A 17,940-nucleotide genomic window follows, 5' to 3' on the forward strand; every position below is an offset into this window, starting at 1 on the left:
GGATCACTCCCCGCGGGAGACCCGGACCATCTCGTCGCGATCGACGACCTTGATACGCGCGCGCTCCTGCGCGGCGCCGAGGCCGACTTCGTGCTCGTCGAGGCGGTGCCAGCCGTCCAGATCCGTCCACGCGACACCGCGCTCGGCCAGCAGCGCCGGGATCGCCTCGTCGGACGGGTCTTCGGGATTCCACCACGAGCCCTGGTCGTTGATGAGGTGACGGATCGTCTCCATGGCATCCGACTTGGTGTGTCCGATGAGTCCGACGGGACCGCGCTTGATCCATCCGGTCGCGTACACGCCCGGCACACGCTCGTTGGAGTCCTTGTGGAGCACCTGTCCCTCGTGATTGGGGATGACGCCGTGGCGCTTGTCGAACGGGATGCCGCTGAGCGGGGAGCCGAAGTAGCCCACCGCGCGGTACACCTGCTGGACGGCGATCTCACGGAGCTCGCCGGTGCCGACCACGCCGCCCTGGCCGTCGGGCCGGGTGCGCTCGTACACGATCGCCGCCGCACGGCCGGAGTCGTCGGTCTTGACCTCGACGGGCTTCGCGTAGAAGTGCAGGTGCAGCCGTCGGCTCGCCTCTCCGCCCGCGTTGTTGACGCTCGGACGCTGACGCCACGACTGCAGCACCCGGTCGATCACCATGACCTGCTTGTTGCTCGCGATCGCCGCGCGACTCGCGTCGTCGTAGTCGAAGTCCTCGTCGTACACGACCAAGTCGACGTCACGCAGCTCGCCGAGCTCGCGGAGTTCGAGAGGCGTGAACTTCACCTGCGCGGGACCACGGCGGCCGAACACGTGCACGTCGGTGACCTGCGACGCCTCCAGCCCGTGCTGCACGTTCGCCGGGATCTCGGTGACCAGCAGGTCTTCCACATGCTTGGCGAGGATGCGCGCCACATCGAGCGCCACGTTGCCGTTTCCGAGCACGGCGACCGACGAGGCATCCAGCGGCCACTCCCTCGGGAAATCGGGGTGCCCGTCGTACCAGCTCACGAAGTCGGCGGCGCCGTACGAACCGACGGCGTCGATGCCGGGGATGTCGAGCGCCGCGTCGCGGATCGCCCCCGTTGCGAAGATCACCGCGTTGTAGTGCTTCTTGAGGTCTTCGAGGTGAAGGTCCTCACCGAAGCGGACGTTGCCGAAGATGCGGATGTCACCCCGGTCGAGCACGTCGCGCAGGGCCGTGATGATGCCCTTGATCCGCGGGTGGTCAGGAGCCACGCCGTACCGGACGAGACCGTACGGTGCGGGGAGCTGGTCGAAGAGGTCGATCGAGACGTCGAATTTGCGCTCGGCCTTCAAGAGGATGTCCGCCGCGTAGATGCCGGCGGGTCCTGCGCCGACGATGGCCAGCCTGAGCTTGGTCATGAGTTTCCTTTCCGGAGGATCCGGTCGTAGAGCAGGTCGCGGCGGCGCCCGTTCGGCCCGCCGCGGCGTCAGCTGGAGCGGTCGACGACGACGTGCGCAAACCGGGTGAGCGCCTCGCGCACCGGCCCGACGGGCAGCGGCTCGATCGCGGCGACCGCGTTGCGCGACCACTCGTTCGCCAGCCGGCGCGTCGCCTCGGTCGCGGGGTGCTCGCGGAGCCGCGCGAGCTCGTCGTCGAGCAGGGCAGGATCGGCACCGTCCGCGATGCGCGCGACACCGTCGTCGATCGCCGACTTGAGCGCCTTCGAGGCCGGGTCGGCCGCACGCCCGAGCAGCAGATACGGCATGGTGGGGACGCCGGCGCGCAGATCGGTGCCGGGCACCTTTCCGGTCTCGTCGGCATCCGCGGAGAGGTCGATGACGTCGTCGAGGAGCTGGAAGGCGATCCCGACCCGCTCGCCGAACTCCAGCACGGGCTTCTCGTACTCGGCCGGCGCATCGGAGAAGAGGATGCCGACCTGGCCGGCGGCGGCGATGAGCGAGCCCGTCTTGTCGGCGAGGACCTGCAAGTAGAAGTCCACGGGGTCGTCCCCGGCCTGCGCGCCGACGGTCTCGTGCATCTGGCCGAGCACGAGGCGCTCGAACGTATCGGCCTGGAGGCGGATGGCGCGCTCCCCGATCTGGGCCATGAGCTGGCTGGCCCGCGAGAACAGCAGGTCGCCCGTGAGGATCGCGACGTTGTTGCCCCACACCGCGTGGGCACTCGGCACGCCGCGACGCACGTCGGCACCGTCCATCACGTCGTCGTGGTACAGCGATCCGAGGTGCGTCATCTCGAGCGCGGTAGCGCCGGCGATCACGTCGTCGGTGACACCCCCGCCGAGCTGAGAGGTGAGGAGCGACAGCATCGGGCGGAGTCGCTTGCCGCCCGCCTCGTAGAGATAGCGACTCGTGACGTCGGCCAGCGCATCGCCGACGTGGAGCTCCGCCGCGAGGTTGTCCTCGACCCGCGCGAGCCCGTCTTCGACCACCGTGGCGAGACGTCGCATCTTGGGTCCGCCGAAGATCCGCTCGGTCATGCCGAGGTGGCTCGCCAGCTGCGAGCCGGGCGCAGTGGGGCTCGGAGTCACCCTTCCAGCCTACCGGGAGCGCGACGAGCCGGTTCAGCCCGAGCCCGTGAAGTACCTGCGGGGTTTGGTGGCGTGGAACTGGGTCGTGCGGGACTGAGGGCGGAGCTACGTCGTGCGGGGCTTGGTGGCGCGGTGGAGGGCGGCGATCCCGAAGGAGAGGTCGCGATAGGCGACGTCGGTCCAGCCCGCGTCGCGAATCCACCCGGCGAGCGTGCGTTGGTCGGGCCAGTCCTGGATCGACTCGTTGAGGTAGTCGTACGCTTCCGCGTTCGAGCTGACGGCGCGAGCCACCGTCGGCAGCACGCGGTCGTTGTAGAACTCGTACAGCGCGGCGAAGGCCTTGGACTGCGGGTGGGAGAACTCGCAGATGACGAGTCGCCCGCCGGGCGCCGTGACCCGCAGCATTTCGGCGAGAGCGACCTTCGGTTCGTTGACGTTGCGCAGCCCGAACGAGATCGTCACGGTGTCGAACTCGCCATCCGCGAAGGGCAACGCCATGGCATCCGCCTGCACGAACGACAGCCGGGGGTTGCCGCCGTGCCGACGACGACCCTCGGCGAGCATGCCGGGCGAGAAGTCGGCGGCCACGACGTCGGCGCCGCTGCGCGCGAGCGGCACCGAGCTCGCACCGGTGCCGGCGGCGAGGTCGAGGATGCGCTGGCCGGGTTTCGGCGCGATCGCCCGCGTCGTCGCCACCCGCCACAACCGATCGTTGCCGAGACTGAGCACCGTGTTGGTGCGGTCGTACGCGGGTGCCACGTCGTCGAACATGCCGCTCACGCGGGCGGGATCTTTGCCAAGATCGGCGCGGTTCGGCTGTTCGCTCACCGTTCGATCCTACGCGCGGGGACGCGTGAGGAGAGTGCGCGGCGAGGAGGATCGGGGAGGCTGAGCCGGCGGGTGGGCCAGCGGTCGTTGAGCGCGCGCAGCGAGCGGTCGTTGAGCGAGTGGAGCGAGCGGTCGTTGAGCGAGTGCAGCGAGCGGAAACGGCGCACCCGCCCATCCGGTCGTTGAGCGAGCGCAGCGAGACGAAACGCCGCCTCCTCCTCCACAGCCTCGGCGTGTCGGAAGTTGTCCACAGGAAGCACTCTTGATCTGGGTTTTGTCGACCTGAATGTCGGTGCCCCCGAGAAGAATCGGAGCATGACAGGAACCACGCCGACCGCATGGCAACAGCGCATCGACACGCTGCTGTGCGCGCTCGCCGACGCCCGCCGCGACGCCGCCGCAGCGCAAGCCCGTGAGGTCGCACTGCTGGCCGAAGCGGTCGAGATCGCCCAGGCGATGGCACAGGATGCCGGCGGCCCGACGTCCGTCACCGACATCCCGATCCGCTCCCTTGCGGCACAGATCGGTGCCGCCGCGCGGGTGTCGGACCGGACGGTGCAGAAGCACATGTCGGATGCCGTCGTGCTCGTCGAACGGTTCCCGGCGACGTTCGCCGCGTGGGCCGCCGGAGACGTGTCCCGCGGGCATGCGCGGGTTCTCGTCGAGACGGGCGCGGCGATCGAGGACGATGCCGCGCGGGCCGTGTTCGAAGACGCGGCGTTGGAAGTCGCGCGGCGGGAGACGCCAGGACGCCTGAAGCCCGCCGCACGGCTGTTAGCCGCACGGTTGCACCCGATCCCGCTGCAGGAACGTCACACGGCTGCCGCGACCAAGCGGGAGGTGTGGGTGCGTGATCTCGACGACGGGATGGCGGAGTTGATCGCGATCCTGCCCGCGGCGATCGCGCACGGCATCCGCGACCGCATCGACCAATACGCGAGACGCGTCATGGACGCCCGAGGCGCGCTCACGGGCGGCGGGGCGAACACGAGCGGTACCCCCGGCAGCGTGAACACTGGCGCGGGCGCGGTCGGCGCGACCTCCGACGGTGCGCTCCTCCCCCACGCCGACACGCCCGGCACTCGCCCCGACACCCGCCCCATCGACGCCCGCCGCGTCAGCGAGGTGCGGGCTGACGTGTTCGCCGACCTCCTCCTCACCGGACACGCCTCACCCGACGTCTCAAACGACGCGATCCCCGCCGGGGAGGCGATCATCGCCCGCGTGCAGGTCACCGTCCCGGTGCTCACCGCGGTCGGGGCGGACGACGCCCCCGCCGAACTGGTCGGCAAAGGCCCGATCGACACGGCCACCGCTCTCCGGCTGGCCGGCACCGCGACAGGGTGGGACCGGGTACTCACCCACCCCATCACCGGAAACGTCCTCGCCATCGACAGGTACCGGCCCTCCGACCACCTCAAACGCACCCTCCGCGTCAGAGACGAACACTGCCGGTTCCCCGGCTGCCGCATGCCCACCGGCCGGTCCGACATCGACCACACCATCGCCCGCGAACACGACGGCCCCACCGAGCTCACCAACCTCGCCCACCTCTGCCGACGCCACCACACGTTGAAACACAACTCCGCCTGGCGGGTCAGGCAGACACCCGACGGCATCCTCCACTGGACCAGCCCCACCGGACGCGACTACCCCGACCACCCCGCCCGCACCCTCGTGTTCACCGTCACCACGGAACAGGAGACGGCGACAGTCACGGCCGACACGGGTCCGCCCGCCGAACCACCACCGTGCTAACCCGGCGCGCTTCCTCGACGCTGACCGCCTCCCCGACGCGAAGTCGTTGACGTCCGACGCCCCGCCCCGCCCCGCCCCGCCCCGCCCCGCCCCGCCCCGAGCCGAGTCATCCACGCGGGCGCAGACCACACGCCCCGACGCGATCCACGCTGGCGCAGACCACACGCCCCGACGCGATCCAGGGGGCGCTCCTCCGGATTAGGCTGGCGGTGTGAGTTCCGTGCCCGACAGGAGCCCCCGGCTGCGGGCGGTGACCCGCGAGATCGATGCGATCGACGACATGCTCGAGTACGCCGACGCCGCCGACCCCATCGTGTGGAGCCGGCGCGGCGACATCCTCGTCGGCACAGGCGGCGCTGCCGCGCAGTACCGCGTGCGGGCCGAAGACTCCGACCCCAGCGCCTGGTGGCAGGGCATCGTGGCATCCGCCGCCATCGATGATCCGATCGGAATCCCGGGAACCGGCCTCGTCGCCTTCGGCGCATTCCCGTTCGACCGACGGTCAGAGGCCGACGCGATCCTCACGGTCCCGTCGATCGTGCTCGGACGCCGCGGCGGTCGCTCCTGGATCACCCACATCGGTCCGGGCGACGACACTCCCGCGACCTCACCGCGTCGCGTCGGCTACGGACCGCACTGGTCCGCCACACTCGGCCCCGGCGCGCTGACGCCCGAAGGCTATCAGGGCGCCGTCCGCGAGGGTCTCGCCGCGATCGCCGCCGGTGACGTCGCCAAGGTGGTCCTCGCGCGCGACCTCGCCGGCTCGGTGCCCGCCGACGCCGACCTGCGCCGCCTCGTGCGCGCACTGGCATCCGCCTACCCCGACACGTGGACCTACGCCATGGACGGCCTCATCGGCGCGAGCCCGGAGACCCTCGTCACCGTCTCCGGCGGAACGGTCACTGCGCGCGTACTCGCCGGCACGGCCGCGCGAGGGGCGGATGCCGATGCCGACACGACCGCATCGGTCGCTCTCGCCACTAGCACGAAAGACCTCGACGAGCATCAGTTCGCGGTGCAGAGCGTGCTCACGGCGCTGCGTCCGCACACGACGGCGCTCGTCTCCGAAGAGCAACCGTTCATGCTGAAGCTCCCGAACGTGTGGCACCTGGCGACCGACGTCGAAGGCACCCTCGCCGGTCACGCCTCGGCCCTCGACCTCGTCGCCGTCCTCCACCCCACCGCCGCGGTCGCCGGCACTCCCACCGCCGCCGCGATCGACGTCATCGACCGGCTCGAACCGTTCGACCGCGGACGCTACGCCGGGCCCGTCGGCTGGATCGACGCGCACGGCGACGGAGAGTGGGCCATCGCGCTGCGCTGCGCGCAGTTCCACCTGCCCGAGCCGTCCACCGGGCCCGCCGTGACCGCCGGCACACTGCCCTTCACCGCCTACGCGGGCGCGGGCATCGTCGCCGGAAGCGACCCCGAAGCCGAGATGCTCGAAACACGGGTCAAGTTCCGGCCGATCATCGACGCCCTCGCCTGACGCGGTAGGCCACCTCGCCCAGGCTGCCGCTCGCGTGCCCCGCGTTGCTCACGTCGCGGCGAGACGCGCTATGCACCGCAGTGCCTCATGTCGCGGCGAGACGCGCCTTCTCCGCGGCGACGTCGAAACTCGCCGCGGGCCACTGCGGATCGATCTCCTCCAGTGCGTCGAGCAGCAGCGCCTGCACCGCCACGCGGGCGTACCACTTGGCGTTGGCCGGCACGACGTGCCACGGCGCATTTTCGGTCGAGGTCCGTTCGAACACGGTCTGATACGCCTCCATGTACGCGGGCCACAATTGGCGTTCATCGACGTCGCCCGGGTTGTACTTCCAGTGCTTGTCGGCCCGGTCGAGACGCTCCATCAGCCTCGCCTTCTGCTCGTCGGGCGAGATGTGCAGCATCACCTTGACGATGCGCACCCCGGCATCCGTCAGCCGCTTCTCGAAATCGACGATCGCGTCGTACCGCCGCTCGATCTCCTCCGGCGGCGCAAGCTCTCGCACCCGTCCGATCAGCACGTCCTCGTAGTGCGAGCGGTCGAAGACGCCGATGTACCCGGCCTTGGGCACCTCCCGCTCGATCCGCCACAGGAAGTCGTGGGCGAGCTCTTCCTCCGTCGGCTTCTTGAACGCCTTCAGATGCACGCCCTGAGGGTCGGTCGCCCCGATCACGTGACGAACGATGCCGCCCTTGCCCGCCGAGTCCATCGCCTGCAGGACGAGAAGCACCGCGGGAGCATCGTCGTCCTCGCGACTCTGCGCGAACAGCCGCTCCTGCAGCTCGTCGAACTGCTCCGCCCCCGTCTCGAGGTCGGCGTGCGCGTGCTTCTTGTCGCCGTCGTAGCCGGGCGTCGCGTCCGGGGCGACGTCGGAGAGACGGAAGCCCTCACCCACCCGCAGCAGCGTGGATGGGTCGGCGCTCCAGTGGTGCTGGCTGGTGGCGGTCATGACCTCATCATGGCGGAGGAGTGCCACCGCGTCACGCGCCAGCCGGTGCAGAGCCACCCCGTGCAGCAGAGCCACCCCGTGCAGCAGAGCCACCCCGTGCAGCAGAGTTACCCCGCACAGAGCCACCCCGTCAGGGCCGCGTCAGCGAGTCAGGGCGACCTCGATGACCTGGATGCCGGTGACGGCACCGGTGAGCGCCTGATCGAGAGCCGTGCGGGTGTCGACCTTCACATACTGCGCGCCGTACGCATCCGCGAGCGCGTCCAGCCGCACGGTCTGCGGCGTGTAGAGCACGCGGTCCATCGCCGCTTCCCCCGCGACCCCCGCGACCTCGAGCCCGTCGAAGATGGTGCCACCCCCGTCGTTGCCGACGATCACCTGCACGCGCGGCGCCGTCTCGCCCGCCGGCAGCAGCAGCGCACCCGCGTCGTAGAGGAACGCCAGGTCGCCGATGACGATGCGGGTGACCCCGGGACGTCCGTCCTGCTGGCTCGCGAGAGCGATCCCGATGCCGGTCGCCACGGTGCCGTCGATCCCCGCCAAGCCGCGGTTGGCGTGCACCGGCACCTTCTTGCCCGGCAGCACCTGATCGGCCACACGCACCAGGCGCGACGCCGCCCACAGCAGGCGGTCGTGTGGCCACGACGCGCGCCACACCGCATCGACGAGGGCGGCGCGATCGAGAGGCGCCCGGATCGCATCCAGCTCCGCGGCGATCGCCCCCAACCGCTGCTTCGGCTCGGCGGATGCCAGGCCCTCCGCGTCGGGCGCGGGCGGGCTCAGATCGACCGCTGCCGCGCGCGACGCGCGCATCCACTCCCCCAGCCACTCCCGGTCCGCGTCGCCGGCCGCGACGACGACGCCGTCGACCGCCGCCGTCTCGCCGTTGAGGTTGAGCGGCTCGCCCGGGCCGCGAACGGCGATCACCTCGACGTCTTCGCGCGACAGCATCGCGACCACCTCGCGGCTGAGCGTCGGATGCCCGAAGACGACCGCGCGCTCCACGCGGCCCCCGAGGTCGGGGTCGCGCAACAGCTCCCGGTAGCCGTGCACGAGCTGTCGGCCGAAGCGCGCGCCGCTGACGATCTCCGCCACGAGCGGCCACCCGCCGCGGTGGGCGAGGTCCTCCGCGGCAGGCCCGGCATCCGCGCCGGCGATGACGAGCGTGCGCGGCCCGCGGACGAGCACGAACGGATCGTCGTCGGGATCGGCGGGAACGTCCGACTCACCGATACCCCCGCCGCCCTGGTAGAGCGCGCCCGACGGGTCGGCCTCTACGGCCACCGGCTCGCCGAGGTCTTGCGGCTCGACGCGAGGCGCGTGCGGAGGTGTTCCCAGCCACGCCGGAAGCGCGCCCGCGAGCGGCTCCCGGAACGGGAGATTCACATGCACCGGCCCGGCCTGACGGGTGCCCGCGCCGAGCGCCGCGTCGACGGCCTCGTCGGCCACGCGGCGCAGCATGGCCGACTGCTCACCGGCGCCGTCGGGATCGACGTCCTCCGGCACGGGGAGATCGGCCTCCCACCGGGTCGCGGCACTGTACATGCCGGGCTGGCGCGTCGTCTGATTCGCACCCACGCCGCGGAGCTCCGGGGGACGATCCGCGGTCAGCAGCAGCAGCGGCACCCCCGCATGGTGCGCCTCGAGCGCGGCGGGCAGCAAGTTGGCCGTGGCCGTGCCGGACGTGCAGACGACGGCGGCCGGCATCCCCGTCTCGCGGCCGATTCCGAGCGCCGTGAAACCCGCCGCGCGCTCGTCGATGCGCACGTGCAGACGCACCAGCCCGCGAGCCTCCAACTCTGCCGCGACGAGCGCGAGCGCCTGCGACCGCGAACCGGGGCTCACGACCACGTGCGCGACGCCGCGCTCCACGAGGCGTCCGAGCAGAGCGGCGGCGGCATCCGTCGCCGGGGAACGCCCGTCGTCACTCGCTGCGGTCATGTCAGCTGCGGCTGCCGCGGGGCCCGGGCGTGCCGTCGACATCGCCGTCGGCAGGCGGCGTGGCACCCGGAGTCTCCGAGCCGTCACCGTCACCGCCTCGCAGGTCGTCGCGCGGGTCATCGCGCGGGTCACCGCTGAGCCCCTCGCGGGGGTCGTCCGCCTCCGAGTCGAGCGCGGCGAGCTCCTCTTCCAGGCGGCGGATGCGCTCGTCCTGATCGCTCACGGTACCGATGCGACCGAGGAAGTCGGGATCGTCGTCGGGCGCACGGAACATCACGGCGCTCCGGCGGCGCGAGCGCCCGATCGCGAACCACAGGATGCCGCCGACCACCGGCAGCAGCACGACGATCAGCAGCCACATGGGCTTGCTGACCCCGCGGTGGCGGGTGGGCGGCTGCAACGCGCAATCGACGATGCTGTAGACCCAGAAAGTGATGGCCAACAGCGCCAGGATGAGGTACACGCGCGCCACCCTTCCATCCTAGGCTCCGGCGCGACCACCGGCCTCCGAAGACCCTGGGCGTCACTCGGGCCTGTCGCGGGGCGCACCGGCCGGCGCCGACGCCGGGAGAGGTGCGGCGGTCACGCGTAAACTGGGAGCATGCGTGCACGCTCGGCCCTCGTCTACTCGGCTCTGCGGCTGGCGGCCTTCTTCGTTCCGTTCGGGCTCATGATGCTCATCCCGATCATGCGCGAGCAGTACTGGCTCTCCGCCCTGTTCGCGGCACTCATCGGCCTCAGCCTGTCGATGCTCTTCCTGCGCCGACCGCTCGACGACCTCACCGCCGACCTCGCCGCGCGCCAGTCCTCTCGGCGTGCCGCTCGTGAAGCGACCGACGAGGACGTCGAGGATGCCGTCACCGACCGCCCGGAGTGATCAGCCGCCCGGAGTGATCAGCCGCCCGGAGTGATCAGCCGGCCGGAGTGATCAGCCGCCGGAGTAATCCGCGCCCTCAGCCGACGAACGCCCAGAACAGGAAGCCGGCGTACGCCAGCGCCGTGAGCGAGGTCACGCTCAGCGCCACCACGAGCTCCCGCGGGTCGCGGTAGGTCCACACGATGAGCACGGCGGCCAGCGCGGGGAGCAGCCCCAGCAGCGACAGCCACGCGATCGGATAGACCAGCGCGAGCACGGCGGCGATGACGAACGGCGCGAGGATCAGCAGGGTGAACAGCACCTGCGTCGCGCGCTTGCCGATGAGCACCGTGAGCGTGCGCTTGCCGGCGAGACGGTCCTGGTCGAGGTCGCGGAGGTTGTTGGCCAGCAGCACCGCACACGCCAGGAGGCCGGCGGCGACGGCGCCGAACCACGCTTCGTCGGGGAGCACACCGGCCTGCACGAACGTCGTGCCGAGCGTCGCGACCAGTCCGAAGAAGACGAAGACGGCGACCTCGCCGAGGCCGTAGTAGCCGTACGGCCGCTTGCCGCCCGTGTAGAACCAGGCGGCGACGATGCAGACGGCGCCGACCGCCAGCATCCACCAGTGCCCCGTGCGCACGACGATCGCGATCCCCGCCACCGCGGCGATCCCGAAGAACACGAGCGCGACCGTGAGCACCGCCCGCGGCGACGCCTTGCGAGAGGCTGTGAGTCGCGCGGGACCCACCCGGTGATCGTCGGTGCCGCGGATGCCGTCGCTGTAGTCGTTGGCGAAGTTCACGCCGATCTGCAACGCCAGCGCGACCAGCAGACACGCGAGAGCGAGAAGCCAGTGGAAGCGATTGTCGACGACGCGCGCGGCGCCCGTTCCGATCACGACGGGCGCGATCGCCAACGGGAGGGTGCGTAGCCGCGCCGCCGCGATCCAGTCGCCGGCGGTGGCCCGAGCGACCTGGCGGGGATCTCCCGAGACGCGGACCTTCTGCGGGTTGCCGCCGGTACGCGCCGCGCTCTTGCTGCCGGACTTCTTCTTGCGGGTGTTCTTACGGGTGCTGGCTGCCACGAACCCTCATCTTAGAGTGCGGCTCTTAGGGAGCTGCCTCGGAGGGAGCGGCCCGACGTGCGGCCTCGGCGAGCGCGCGCCGATCGGGCTTGCCGCTCGGCAGGAGCGGGAGCTCCCGCACCGACAGGATGCCGCGGGGACGCGCGGGCGCTCCCACCGCGTCGCCGACGGTCGCGCGCACCTCCGCAAGAACGGTGGTCGAGTCGCGGCCGGCGAGCGCGCGGTCGGGAAGGACGACGACGGATGCCTCGCCCCACCGCTCATCGGGCACCGCGACGACTATTGCCGCATCGAGCCCCGGCATCCCGCGCACGACACGCTCCACGCGATCGAGCGACACGTTGATGCCGCCCGAGACGATGACGTTGTCGCGCCGGCCCGTGACGCGGAGCACGCCGCCGTCGAAGGAGCCGGCGTCGCCCGTCGCGTACCAGCGCCGACCATCGCCGTCGCGCGGGAACGCCCGGGCCGTGAGCTCCGGATCGCCCTCGTAGCCGTCGGCCAGCATCGGACCGGACAGGTGGATCTCGCCGTCGACGATCCGCACCGCGACATCGCGCAGCGGCACCCCGTCGTACACGCAGCCGCCGCTCGTCTCGCTCGACCCGTACGTGCGCACGATCCTCACCCCCGCCGTGGCGGCGCGCTCGGCGAGCGCGGGAGCGAGCGCCTGCCCCCCGACGAGCACGGCGGCGAAGCGTCCGAGGCCCGTGCGGATGCCGGCATCCTCCGCGTCCAGCAGCGTCTGCAGCTGCGCCGGCACGAGCGAGGTGTAGGCAGGCACCGCGACCCCGCCCTCGCTCGACGCCATGGCCCCCGCGGCCGCCGCGAACGCCTGCGGCGTGAACGCCCCGGCGAGGATCGCCGGCTCACGCCCGCTCACGAGCGCGCGCACGAGCACCTGCACCCCCGCGATGTAACCGGGCGGGAGCGCGAGCAGCCACGCGCCGGAACCGATCCGCTCGGCCGTCGCGAGGGCCGACGACGTGAGAGCCGACCGGCTCAGCACGACCGACTTGGGGAGGCCCGTCGAGCCCGACGTCGTCACGACGACCGCCGTCCCGGGGGGGACCTCGCGGTCGGGGTCCCCCGGCGACGGCGCGGAGACCCCCGCGCCGCCGGGCCGGCCGCCGAGGACGATCGCCGGACCCGCGCCGAGCACGGCTCCCCGCAGCCCGCGCAGCACGGCGCGCGCATCGGTGCCGTCGACGGTCTCGAGCCTCACGGCATCCCCGTCAGAAGTGCCGCGCTCATCAGAAGTACCGCGTCCATCAGAAGTGCCGCGCTCACTAGAAGTGGTACGGGAAAGCCGACCAGTCGGGGTCGCGCTTCTCGAGGAACGCGTCGCGTCCCTCGACGGCCTCGTCGGTCCCGTACGCGAGGCGCGTGGCCTCACCGGCGAACACCTGCTGTCCGACGAGCCCGTCGTCGACGGCGTTGAACGCGAACTTGAGCATGCGAATGGCGGTGGGCGACTTGGTCAGGATCGTCCGCGCCATCGCGATCGCCTCCCGCTCGAGGTCGGCATGCGGCACGACCCGGTTCACGGCGCCCATCTCGTACGCGCGCTGCGCCGAGTACTCCTCGGCGAGGAAGAACACCTCGCGCGCCACCTTCTGCCCCACCTGCCGCGCCATGTACGCCGACCCGTAGCCCGCGTCGAACGACCCGACGTCGGCGTCGGTCTGCTTGAAGCGGCCGTGCTCGGCCGACGCCACCGACAGGTCGCACACGACGTGCAGCGAGTGACCGCCGCCGGCCGCCCATCCCGGGATCACCGCGATGACCACCTTCGGCATGAAGCGGATGAGCCGCTGCACCTCGAGGATGTGCAGCCGCCCCGCCCGAGCAGGGTCGGTCACGGCATCCGTCTCGCTGTACTTGTAGCCGTCGCGACCGCGGATGCGCTGGTCGCCTCCCGAGCAGAACGCCCACCCGCCGTCCTTCGGGCTGGGGCCGTTGCCCGTGAGCAGCACCACACCGATCCGCGGGTCCTGCCGGGCGATGTCGAGCGCACGGTACAGCTCGTCGACGGTGTGCGGACGGAACGCGTTGCGCACCTCCGGCCGGTCGAACGCAATGCGGGCGATCCGTCCGTCGGTCGACACGTGCGCCGTGATGTCGGTGTACGCCTCGCTCCCCGGCGCGGCCGACCACTGCGCCGGATCGAACAGCTCGGACACCCGCGAAGGCTCGGACTCGACCATGCGCCCAGCCTACGCGGAGCGTCATGCGGCGACACCGCCCCCGCACCACCCCCTAGCCTGGATCGGTGACCGTCAAGACCCGCCTCTTCGCCCTCGCCTCGGCCGCCGCCCTCGTGGCATCCCTCGCCGCGTGCACCGCCACCTCGAACACGCCCGACACGACACCCTCGCCTACTACGGCATCCGTCGTCGCCGAAGGCGCCTGCACCGACGACACCGGGGTCACGCTCTCGGTGGACTCGTCGGCCCTCGAAGGCGGATCGACGCAGGAATGGTGCCGCACCACCGACGGGCCGCTCGCGGTCACCGACCTCCTCGAGGATGCCGGGGTCACCCTGCAGGGCAGTACCGAGTTCCCCGACTTCATCTGCCGCGTGAACGGCCTCCCGTCCGACGACGCACCCCTCGGGTCGACCGAAGACCCCGATTACGTCGAGACGTGCGAGACGTCGTCGCCCGCGTTCGGCTACTGGGCCCTCTGGGTCAAGCCCGCCGGCGGCGACTGGGGCTACGCGCAGGAAGGCGCCGAAACGCTCACCGCCCAGCCCGGCGAGAGCATCGGCCTCCTCTTCACCCTCGACGGCGCCCCGGCCGCACCCACGTCGTGACTCTCCGACCCGGACCGCTGCGTGCGGCCGCGGCGCTCGCCGTCGGCTTCATCGTCGTCCGGGTCGTCTACCGGGTTCTCTTCCACGGGGTTGACGGCGACGGCATCCTGCTGCTGGACCTTCCCGCATACCGGATGCCGCCCCCGCTCGACCACGTCGAGCTGCTCGGGCCCGTGACCACCGGCGGACTCGCGGCGGCCGCCCTGTCGGCCGTGCCGATCGCGGCGGTGATCCTCGCGTTCGGGCTGCTCAACGCCCTCGTCGACCTGCCGCGACTGCTCGCCCGCGGGGCGCGATCCGGCCCGTTCCACGGGCTCGCGCGCGCCCTCGCCGTCGCGTGGGCGACACTGCCGGCGCTGGTCGACGGCGTGCGCGCGGTGCGCTTCGCGCAGCGGCTGCGCGGCGACCGAGGAGGGCTGCGCGTACTGTCGCCCGTGCTGGAGCGGACCATCGAGCGGGCGACGGCCCTCGCCGCCGCCCTCGAACTGCGCGGCTACGCGGGGCGCGGCCTCGACGGCGACTGCGCGCACCCCGTGGTCGTGCGGGATGCCGCCGCCGGCTTCGCCGACCGCACCGTCGTCACGGTGCCCGAGCTCACCCTGTCCCCCGGCGAGCTCGTCGCCGTCGCGGGCGCGACGGGCGCCGGGAAGTCCACGCTGCTGCGCACCCTCAGCGGACTGCACACGCACGTCGACGGCGGCTGGGCGAGCGGGACGATCCACGTCGTCGGGCTCGATCGGCGGACGACGCCGCCGCGTGACACCTCCCGCACGGTCGGCGTCGTGCTCCAGCAGCCGAGGGAGTCGTTCGCCGCGGGCCGCGTCGACGAGGAGATCGGCCTCAGCCTGGAGCTGCGGGGCGTGGCATCCGTCCTGCGCGCGGCGCGCGTGCGCGAGGTCGCCGAGCGGGTCGGCATCATCGGGCTCCTCGACCGTCGCGTGCGCGACCTCTCCGCCGGGGAGGCGACCCTCGTGGCCATCGCCGCGGCGATCGTGGAGCACCCGATCCTGCTCCTCGTGGACGAGCCGCTCGCCGACCTCGATCACGCGACCCGGGCGCGCATCGTCGCGCTCCTGGGAGCTCTCGCGCACGACGCGGGCATGTGCGTCGTCGTCGCCGAGCACCGGATCGACGCACTGGCGGGTATCGCCGACCGTCTCCTGGTCGTGGAGGGTGCGGGGGTCGTCGAAGCTGCAGGTGTCGTCGAGGGTGCGGGCGTTGTCGAGACGGCGCCCGCGGGCGAGCGGCAACCCATCGCTGGCCGGAATGCCGACAGAGCAGGCGCGACACCGAACCCTGCCGTCGCGCTCCGGGCGGATGCCGTCACCGTGCGCCACGGCGAGCGGGTCGCGGTCGACGCCGCCTCGATCGCCCTGCACGCCGGCGAGTGCGTGGCCCTCACGGGGCCCAACGGTGCGGGCAAGTCCAGTCTGCTCGTGGCCCTCGCCACCGGCACCGGCGGCGCCCCCGCGCCCGGGCGCCGCGTGGCGCTCGTCCCCGACGCCTCGGACGACCTCTTCGTGCGAGACACGGTCGCGGCCGAGTGCCGGCGGGCGGACCGGCGGGCCTCCGCCACGCCCGGAACCACCCTCGCACGCTTCGCCCGCCTCCTCGGACGCACGGATCAGTCACCCGGCCGGGCCACCACCGAGCACACGACCGGTCGGGTGCCCGAGCAGGCGGCTCTCGACGCGTGGGGCAGACGGCATCCGCGCGATCTGTCGGCGGGTGAGCGACGCTGCCTCGCGATCGCGCTGCAGACGGCCCACCGCCCGGCGGTGCTGCTGGTCGACGAGCCCACGCGAGGTCTCGACCCGCGCGCCCGCGAGCTCGTGCGGCGCGCGCTGGAGGCGCAGGCCGACGCGGGCACCGCGGTGCTCGTCGCGACCCACGATGCCGCTTTCGTCGCAGCGCTGGCCGATCGCGTCCTCCACCTGCGCGACGGGCTACTGACCGCCGACACGCAGACCACCACACACACCCCGGCCCCCTCCCCTGCCGCGCCCACGACCACGCACGCCCCCGCACCGCTCGCCGCCACGCGCTCGACCCGTTCCATCCCGACGACCCCTTCCGCCCCGAAGAACCCGGGAGCTGCGTCCCGCCGGGGTGCGTCGTGGCGCACGGTGGCCCTCGCGGTCGGTCAGGTGGCCGCGATCGCCGCCTTCGCGTGGCCGCTCGCGGCGGCGGCCGTGCCAGCGCAGGCCCAGGATGCCGTTCCCGTCATCGCCCTGTCGCTGGCGCCGTTGGCCGTCGTCGTGGTGCTCGCCGCGCTCGACGCCTCGGTGCGCTCGGCCCACACGCTGGCCCTCCTGGCCGTGCTCGCCGCGATCGGGGCCGCGGTGCGGATCGCGAGCACCGGCGTCGGCGGCGTCGAGGCGCTCTTCGTCCTGCTGATCCTCGCCGGGCGCGCGCTGGGCCCACGCTTCGGGCTGCTTCTCGGAGCGGCCTCGATCGCGTTGTCGGCGCTGCTGTGGGGCGGAGTCGGCCCGTGGCTCCCGTTCCAGATGTTCGCGTGCGGCTGGGTGGCCGCCGGGGCGGGACTGCTGCCCCGACGCCTGCGCGGGGCGGCGGAGATCGTCATGCTGTGCGTCTACGGCATCCTGGCGTCGTATCTGTTCGGCCTCGTCATGAACCTGTGGTTCTGGCCGTTCGCCGTCGCCGGCGACACGAGCATCTCGTACGTGCCCGGCGGACCGCTGGGCGAGAACCTCGGAAACTTCCTCGTCTACACGCTCGTGACGTCGACGGCCACGTGGGACACTCTGCGCGCCGTGACGACGGTCGTCGGCATCGCGCTCGTGGGGCGCGCCGTGCTCGCGTCCTTGCGGCGAGCGAAGCCCGTCGCCGCCCCCGCTTCACCGACGCGCGCGAGCCGGGTACCGTTGCCGGCGGAGGCCTCATGCTGATCGTCGGATCGATCGTCATCCGGGTGGACGACCTCGACGCCCAGATCGCCTTCTGGACGCGGGCCCTGGACTACGTCGTGCGGGAACCCGCCGCGCCCGACTTCGCGCTGCTGCGCCCGCGCACCGGCACCGGCCCCTCGGTCTCGCTCGACGCCGTGCCCGCACCGCGCACCCTTCCGCCGCGCATCCACCTCGACCTCTACGCCGACGACCAGGCCGCAGAAGTCAAGCGGCTCACCGCCCTCGGTGCGCGGGTCGTCCCCTGGGACAAGCGGCCCGACGACGCGGACTACCTCATCATGGAAGACCCCGAGGGCGTGAGGTTCTGCGTCATCGACGCGGCCGACTGGACCGGCTGGGCCGCGCACCGTGGGAAGCTGGAGTCGTCATGAAGATCAGGACCTCCTCCGACTGGCGCGACGCGCTCCCGTTCGACACACCGCTGCGCGCCGAGGATGCCGTTCCCGGCGAGCCCACCCGCTGCGCCACCTGCGGGCCCGGCTCGGAACTGCGCGAGCGCGAAGACCTGTGGGTCGTGAAGCACCGGCATCCCAACAACCCGGCGGGGTTCGTCCGGTTCTACTGCCTCGAGCACCGGCCGGTCGTCGCGCCCCGGCCAGAGCCCGCCCCGGCCAAAGCGCCCCGCGCGCGCCGTGCGCCGAGCACGTCGTCGTCGACACGCGTCGCCGCCCCGACGATCCCCGAGCGGCCGGCGGTGTTCTGCCCGGATTGCTTCGTCGAGGTGCCCGCGACGGGCGTCTGCGGCATGTGCGGCCAGCGCGTGAGCTGACCGCACCCTCG

Annotated in this window: 17 protein-coding genes; 7 read left to right on the forward strand and 10 right to left on the reverse strand. The window is 72.2% G+C overall.

Translation table 11 applies throughout. From position 1 onward, the window contains the following. Positions 1-3: 3 nt before the first annotated feature. The 4 genes from ACSQ18_RS12105 to ACSQ18_RS12120 all read right to left on the reverse strand — a co-directional run bounded on the left by ACSQ18_RS12105 (position 4) and on the right by ACSQ18_RS12120 (position 3,586). Positions 4-1,377, reverse strand: coding sequence for an FAD-dependent oxidoreductase (locus ACSQ18_RS12105; protein ID WP_436037640.1), 1,374 nt, complete (start codon positions 1,375-1,377; stop codon positions 4-6). Positions 1,378-1,445: 68 nt separating this feature from the next. Further along, the gene (locus tag ACSQ18_RS12110) at positions 1,446-2,507 is read right to left on the reverse strand and encodes a polyprenyl synthetase family protein (protein ID WP_436037642.1); all 1,062 of its coding nucleotides are present in this window, start codon (positions 2,505-2,507) and stop codon (positions 1,446-1,448) included. 105 nt (positions 2,508-2,612) lie between these two features. Continuing rightward, positions 2,613-3,278, reverse strand: coding sequence for a bifunctional demethylmenaquinone methyltransferase/2-methoxy-6-polyprenyl-1,4-benzoquinol methylase UbiE (gene ubiE, locus ACSQ18_RS12115; protein WP_436038437.1), 666 nt, complete (start codon positions 3,276-3,278; stop codon positions 2,613-2,615). 53 nt (positions 3,279-3,331) lie between these two features. After that, positions 3,332-3,586: a hypothetical protein gene (locus ACSQ18_RS12120; protein ID WP_436037643.1), complete on the reverse strand. Its 255-nt coding sequence runs from the start codon at positions 3,584-3,586 to the stop codon at positions 3,332-3,334. A 64-nt stretch (positions 3,587-3,650) separates the two neighbouring features. Between ACSQ18_RS12120 and ACSQ18_RS12125 the strand changes: the two genes are divergently transcribed. Both ACSQ18_RS12125 and ACSQ18_RS12130 read left to right on the forward strand, forming a co-directional pair. After that, positions 3,651-5,093, forward strand: a complete 1,443-nt coding sequence (locus tag ACSQ18_RS12125) for a DUF222 domain-containing protein (RefSeq protein ID WP_436037644.1) — start codon at positions 3,651-3,653, stop codon at positions 5,091-5,093. 211 nt (positions 5,094-5,304) lie between these two features. After that, positions 5,305-6,582: an isochorismate synthase gene (locus ACSQ18_RS12130; protein ID WP_436037645.1), complete on the forward strand. Its 1,278-nt coding sequence runs from the start codon at positions 5,305-5,307 to the stop codon at positions 6,580-6,582. Between the two features lie 85 nt (positions 6,583-6,667). On the opposite strand, the gene ACSQ18_RS12135 is transcribed toward ACSQ18_RS12130, so the two are convergent. The 3 genes from ACSQ18_RS12135 to ACSQ18_RS12145 all read right to left on the reverse strand — a co-directional run bounded on the left by ACSQ18_RS12135 (position 6,668) and on the right by ACSQ18_RS12145 (position 9,944). After that, the gene (locus tag ACSQ18_RS12135) at positions 6,668-7,531 is read right to left on the reverse strand and encodes a PPK2 family polyphosphate kinase (RefSeq protein ID WP_436038438.1); all 864 of its coding nucleotides are present in this window, start codon (positions 7,529-7,531) and stop codon (positions 6,668-6,670) included. A gap of 141 nt (positions 7,532-7,672) precedes the next feature. Then, a complete protein-coding gene (menD, locus tag ACSQ18_RS12140) occupies positions 7,673-9,472 on the reverse strand; it encodes a 2-succinyl-5-enolpyruvyl-6-hydroxy-3-cyclohexene-1-carboxylic-acid synthase (RefSeq protein WP_436037646.1) in 1,800 nt (599 codons plus the stop codon). Position 9,473: 1 nt separating this feature from the next. Beyond that, on the reverse strand, positions 9,474-9,944 hold the full coding sequence (locus ACSQ18_RS12145) for a PLDc N-terminal domain-containing protein (RefSeq protein ID WP_436037647.1): 471 nt from the start codon (positions 9,942-9,944) through the stop codon (positions 9,474-9,476). Positions 9,945-10,073: 129 nt separating this feature from the next. Here ACSQ18_RS12145 and ACSQ18_RS12150 point away from each other — a divergent pair, with 129 nt between their 5' ends. Then, positions 10,074-10,349, forward strand: a complete 276-nt coding sequence (locus ACSQ18_RS12150) for a DUF4229 domain-containing protein (RefSeq protein WP_436037648.1) — start codon at positions 10,074-10,076, stop codon at positions 10,347-10,349. 76 nt (positions 10,350-10,425) lie between these two features. Here ACSQ18_RS12150 and ACSQ18_RS12155 read toward each other — a convergent pair whose 3' ends face one another. From ACSQ18_RS12155 to ACSQ18_RS12165, 3 genes are all read right to left on the reverse strand, one after another. Continuing rightward, positions 10,426-11,415, reverse strand: a complete 990-nt coding sequence (locus ACSQ18_RS12155; RefSeq protein ID WP_436037649.1) for a 1,4-dihydroxy-2-naphthoate polyprenyltransferase — start codon at positions 11,413-11,415, stop codon at positions 10,426-10,428. A gap of 25 nt (positions 11,416-11,440) precedes the next feature. Continuing rightward, the gene (locus tag ACSQ18_RS12160) at positions 11,441-12,640 is read right to left on the reverse strand and encodes an AMP-binding protein (RefSeq protein ID WP_436037650.1); all 1,200 of its coding nucleotides are present in this window, start codon (positions 12,638-12,640) and stop codon (positions 11,441-11,443) included. Between the two features lie 64 nt (positions 12,641-12,704). Then, positions 12,705-13,622: a 1,4-dihydroxy-2-naphthoyl-CoA synthase gene (locus tag ACSQ18_RS12165; protein ID WP_301037997.1), complete on the reverse strand. Its 918-nt coding sequence runs from the start codon at positions 13,620-13,622 to the stop codon at positions 12,705-12,707. A 65-nt stretch (positions 13,623-13,687) separates the two neighbouring features. Here ACSQ18_RS12165 and ACSQ18_RS12170 point away from each other — a divergent pair, with 65 nt between their 5' ends. The 4 genes from ACSQ18_RS12170 to ACSQ18_RS12185 are packed head-to-tail and all read left to right on the forward strand — an operon-like array spanning position 13,688 to position 17,929. Continuing rightward, positions 13,688-14,230: a hypothetical protein gene (locus tag ACSQ18_RS12170; RefSeq protein WP_436037652.1), complete on the forward strand. Its 543-nt coding sequence runs from the start codon at positions 13,688-13,690 to the stop codon at positions 14,228-14,230. Then, positions 14,227-17,139, forward strand: a complete 2,913-nt coding sequence (locus ACSQ18_RS12175) for an ATP-binding cassette domain-containing protein (RefSeq protein WP_436037653.1) — start codon at positions 14,227-14,229, stop codon at positions 17,137-17,139. The genes ACSQ18_RS12170 and ACSQ18_RS12175 overlap by 4 nt, the downstream gene beginning before the upstream one ends. Further along, on the forward strand, positions 17,133-17,531 hold the full coding sequence (locus ACSQ18_RS12180) for a VOC family protein (protein ID WP_436037654.1): 399 nt from the start codon (positions 17,133-17,135) through the stop codon (positions 17,529-17,531). The genes ACSQ18_RS12175 and ACSQ18_RS12180 overlap by 7 nt, the downstream gene beginning before the upstream one ends. Further along, entirely contained in the window at positions 17,528-17,929 is a 402-nt protein-coding gene (locus ACSQ18_RS12185; RefSeq protein WP_436037655.1) for a glucose-6-phosphate dehydrogenase, read from the forward strand. The genes ACSQ18_RS12180 and ACSQ18_RS12185 overlap by 4 nt, the downstream gene beginning before the upstream one ends. Positions 17,930-17,940 lie beyond the last annotated feature (11 nt).

Source organism: Microbacterium sp. LjRoot45, from assembly GCF_964253325.1.
Lineage (GTDB): Bacteria > Actinomycetota > Actinomycetes > Actinomycetales > Microbacteriaceae > Microbacterium.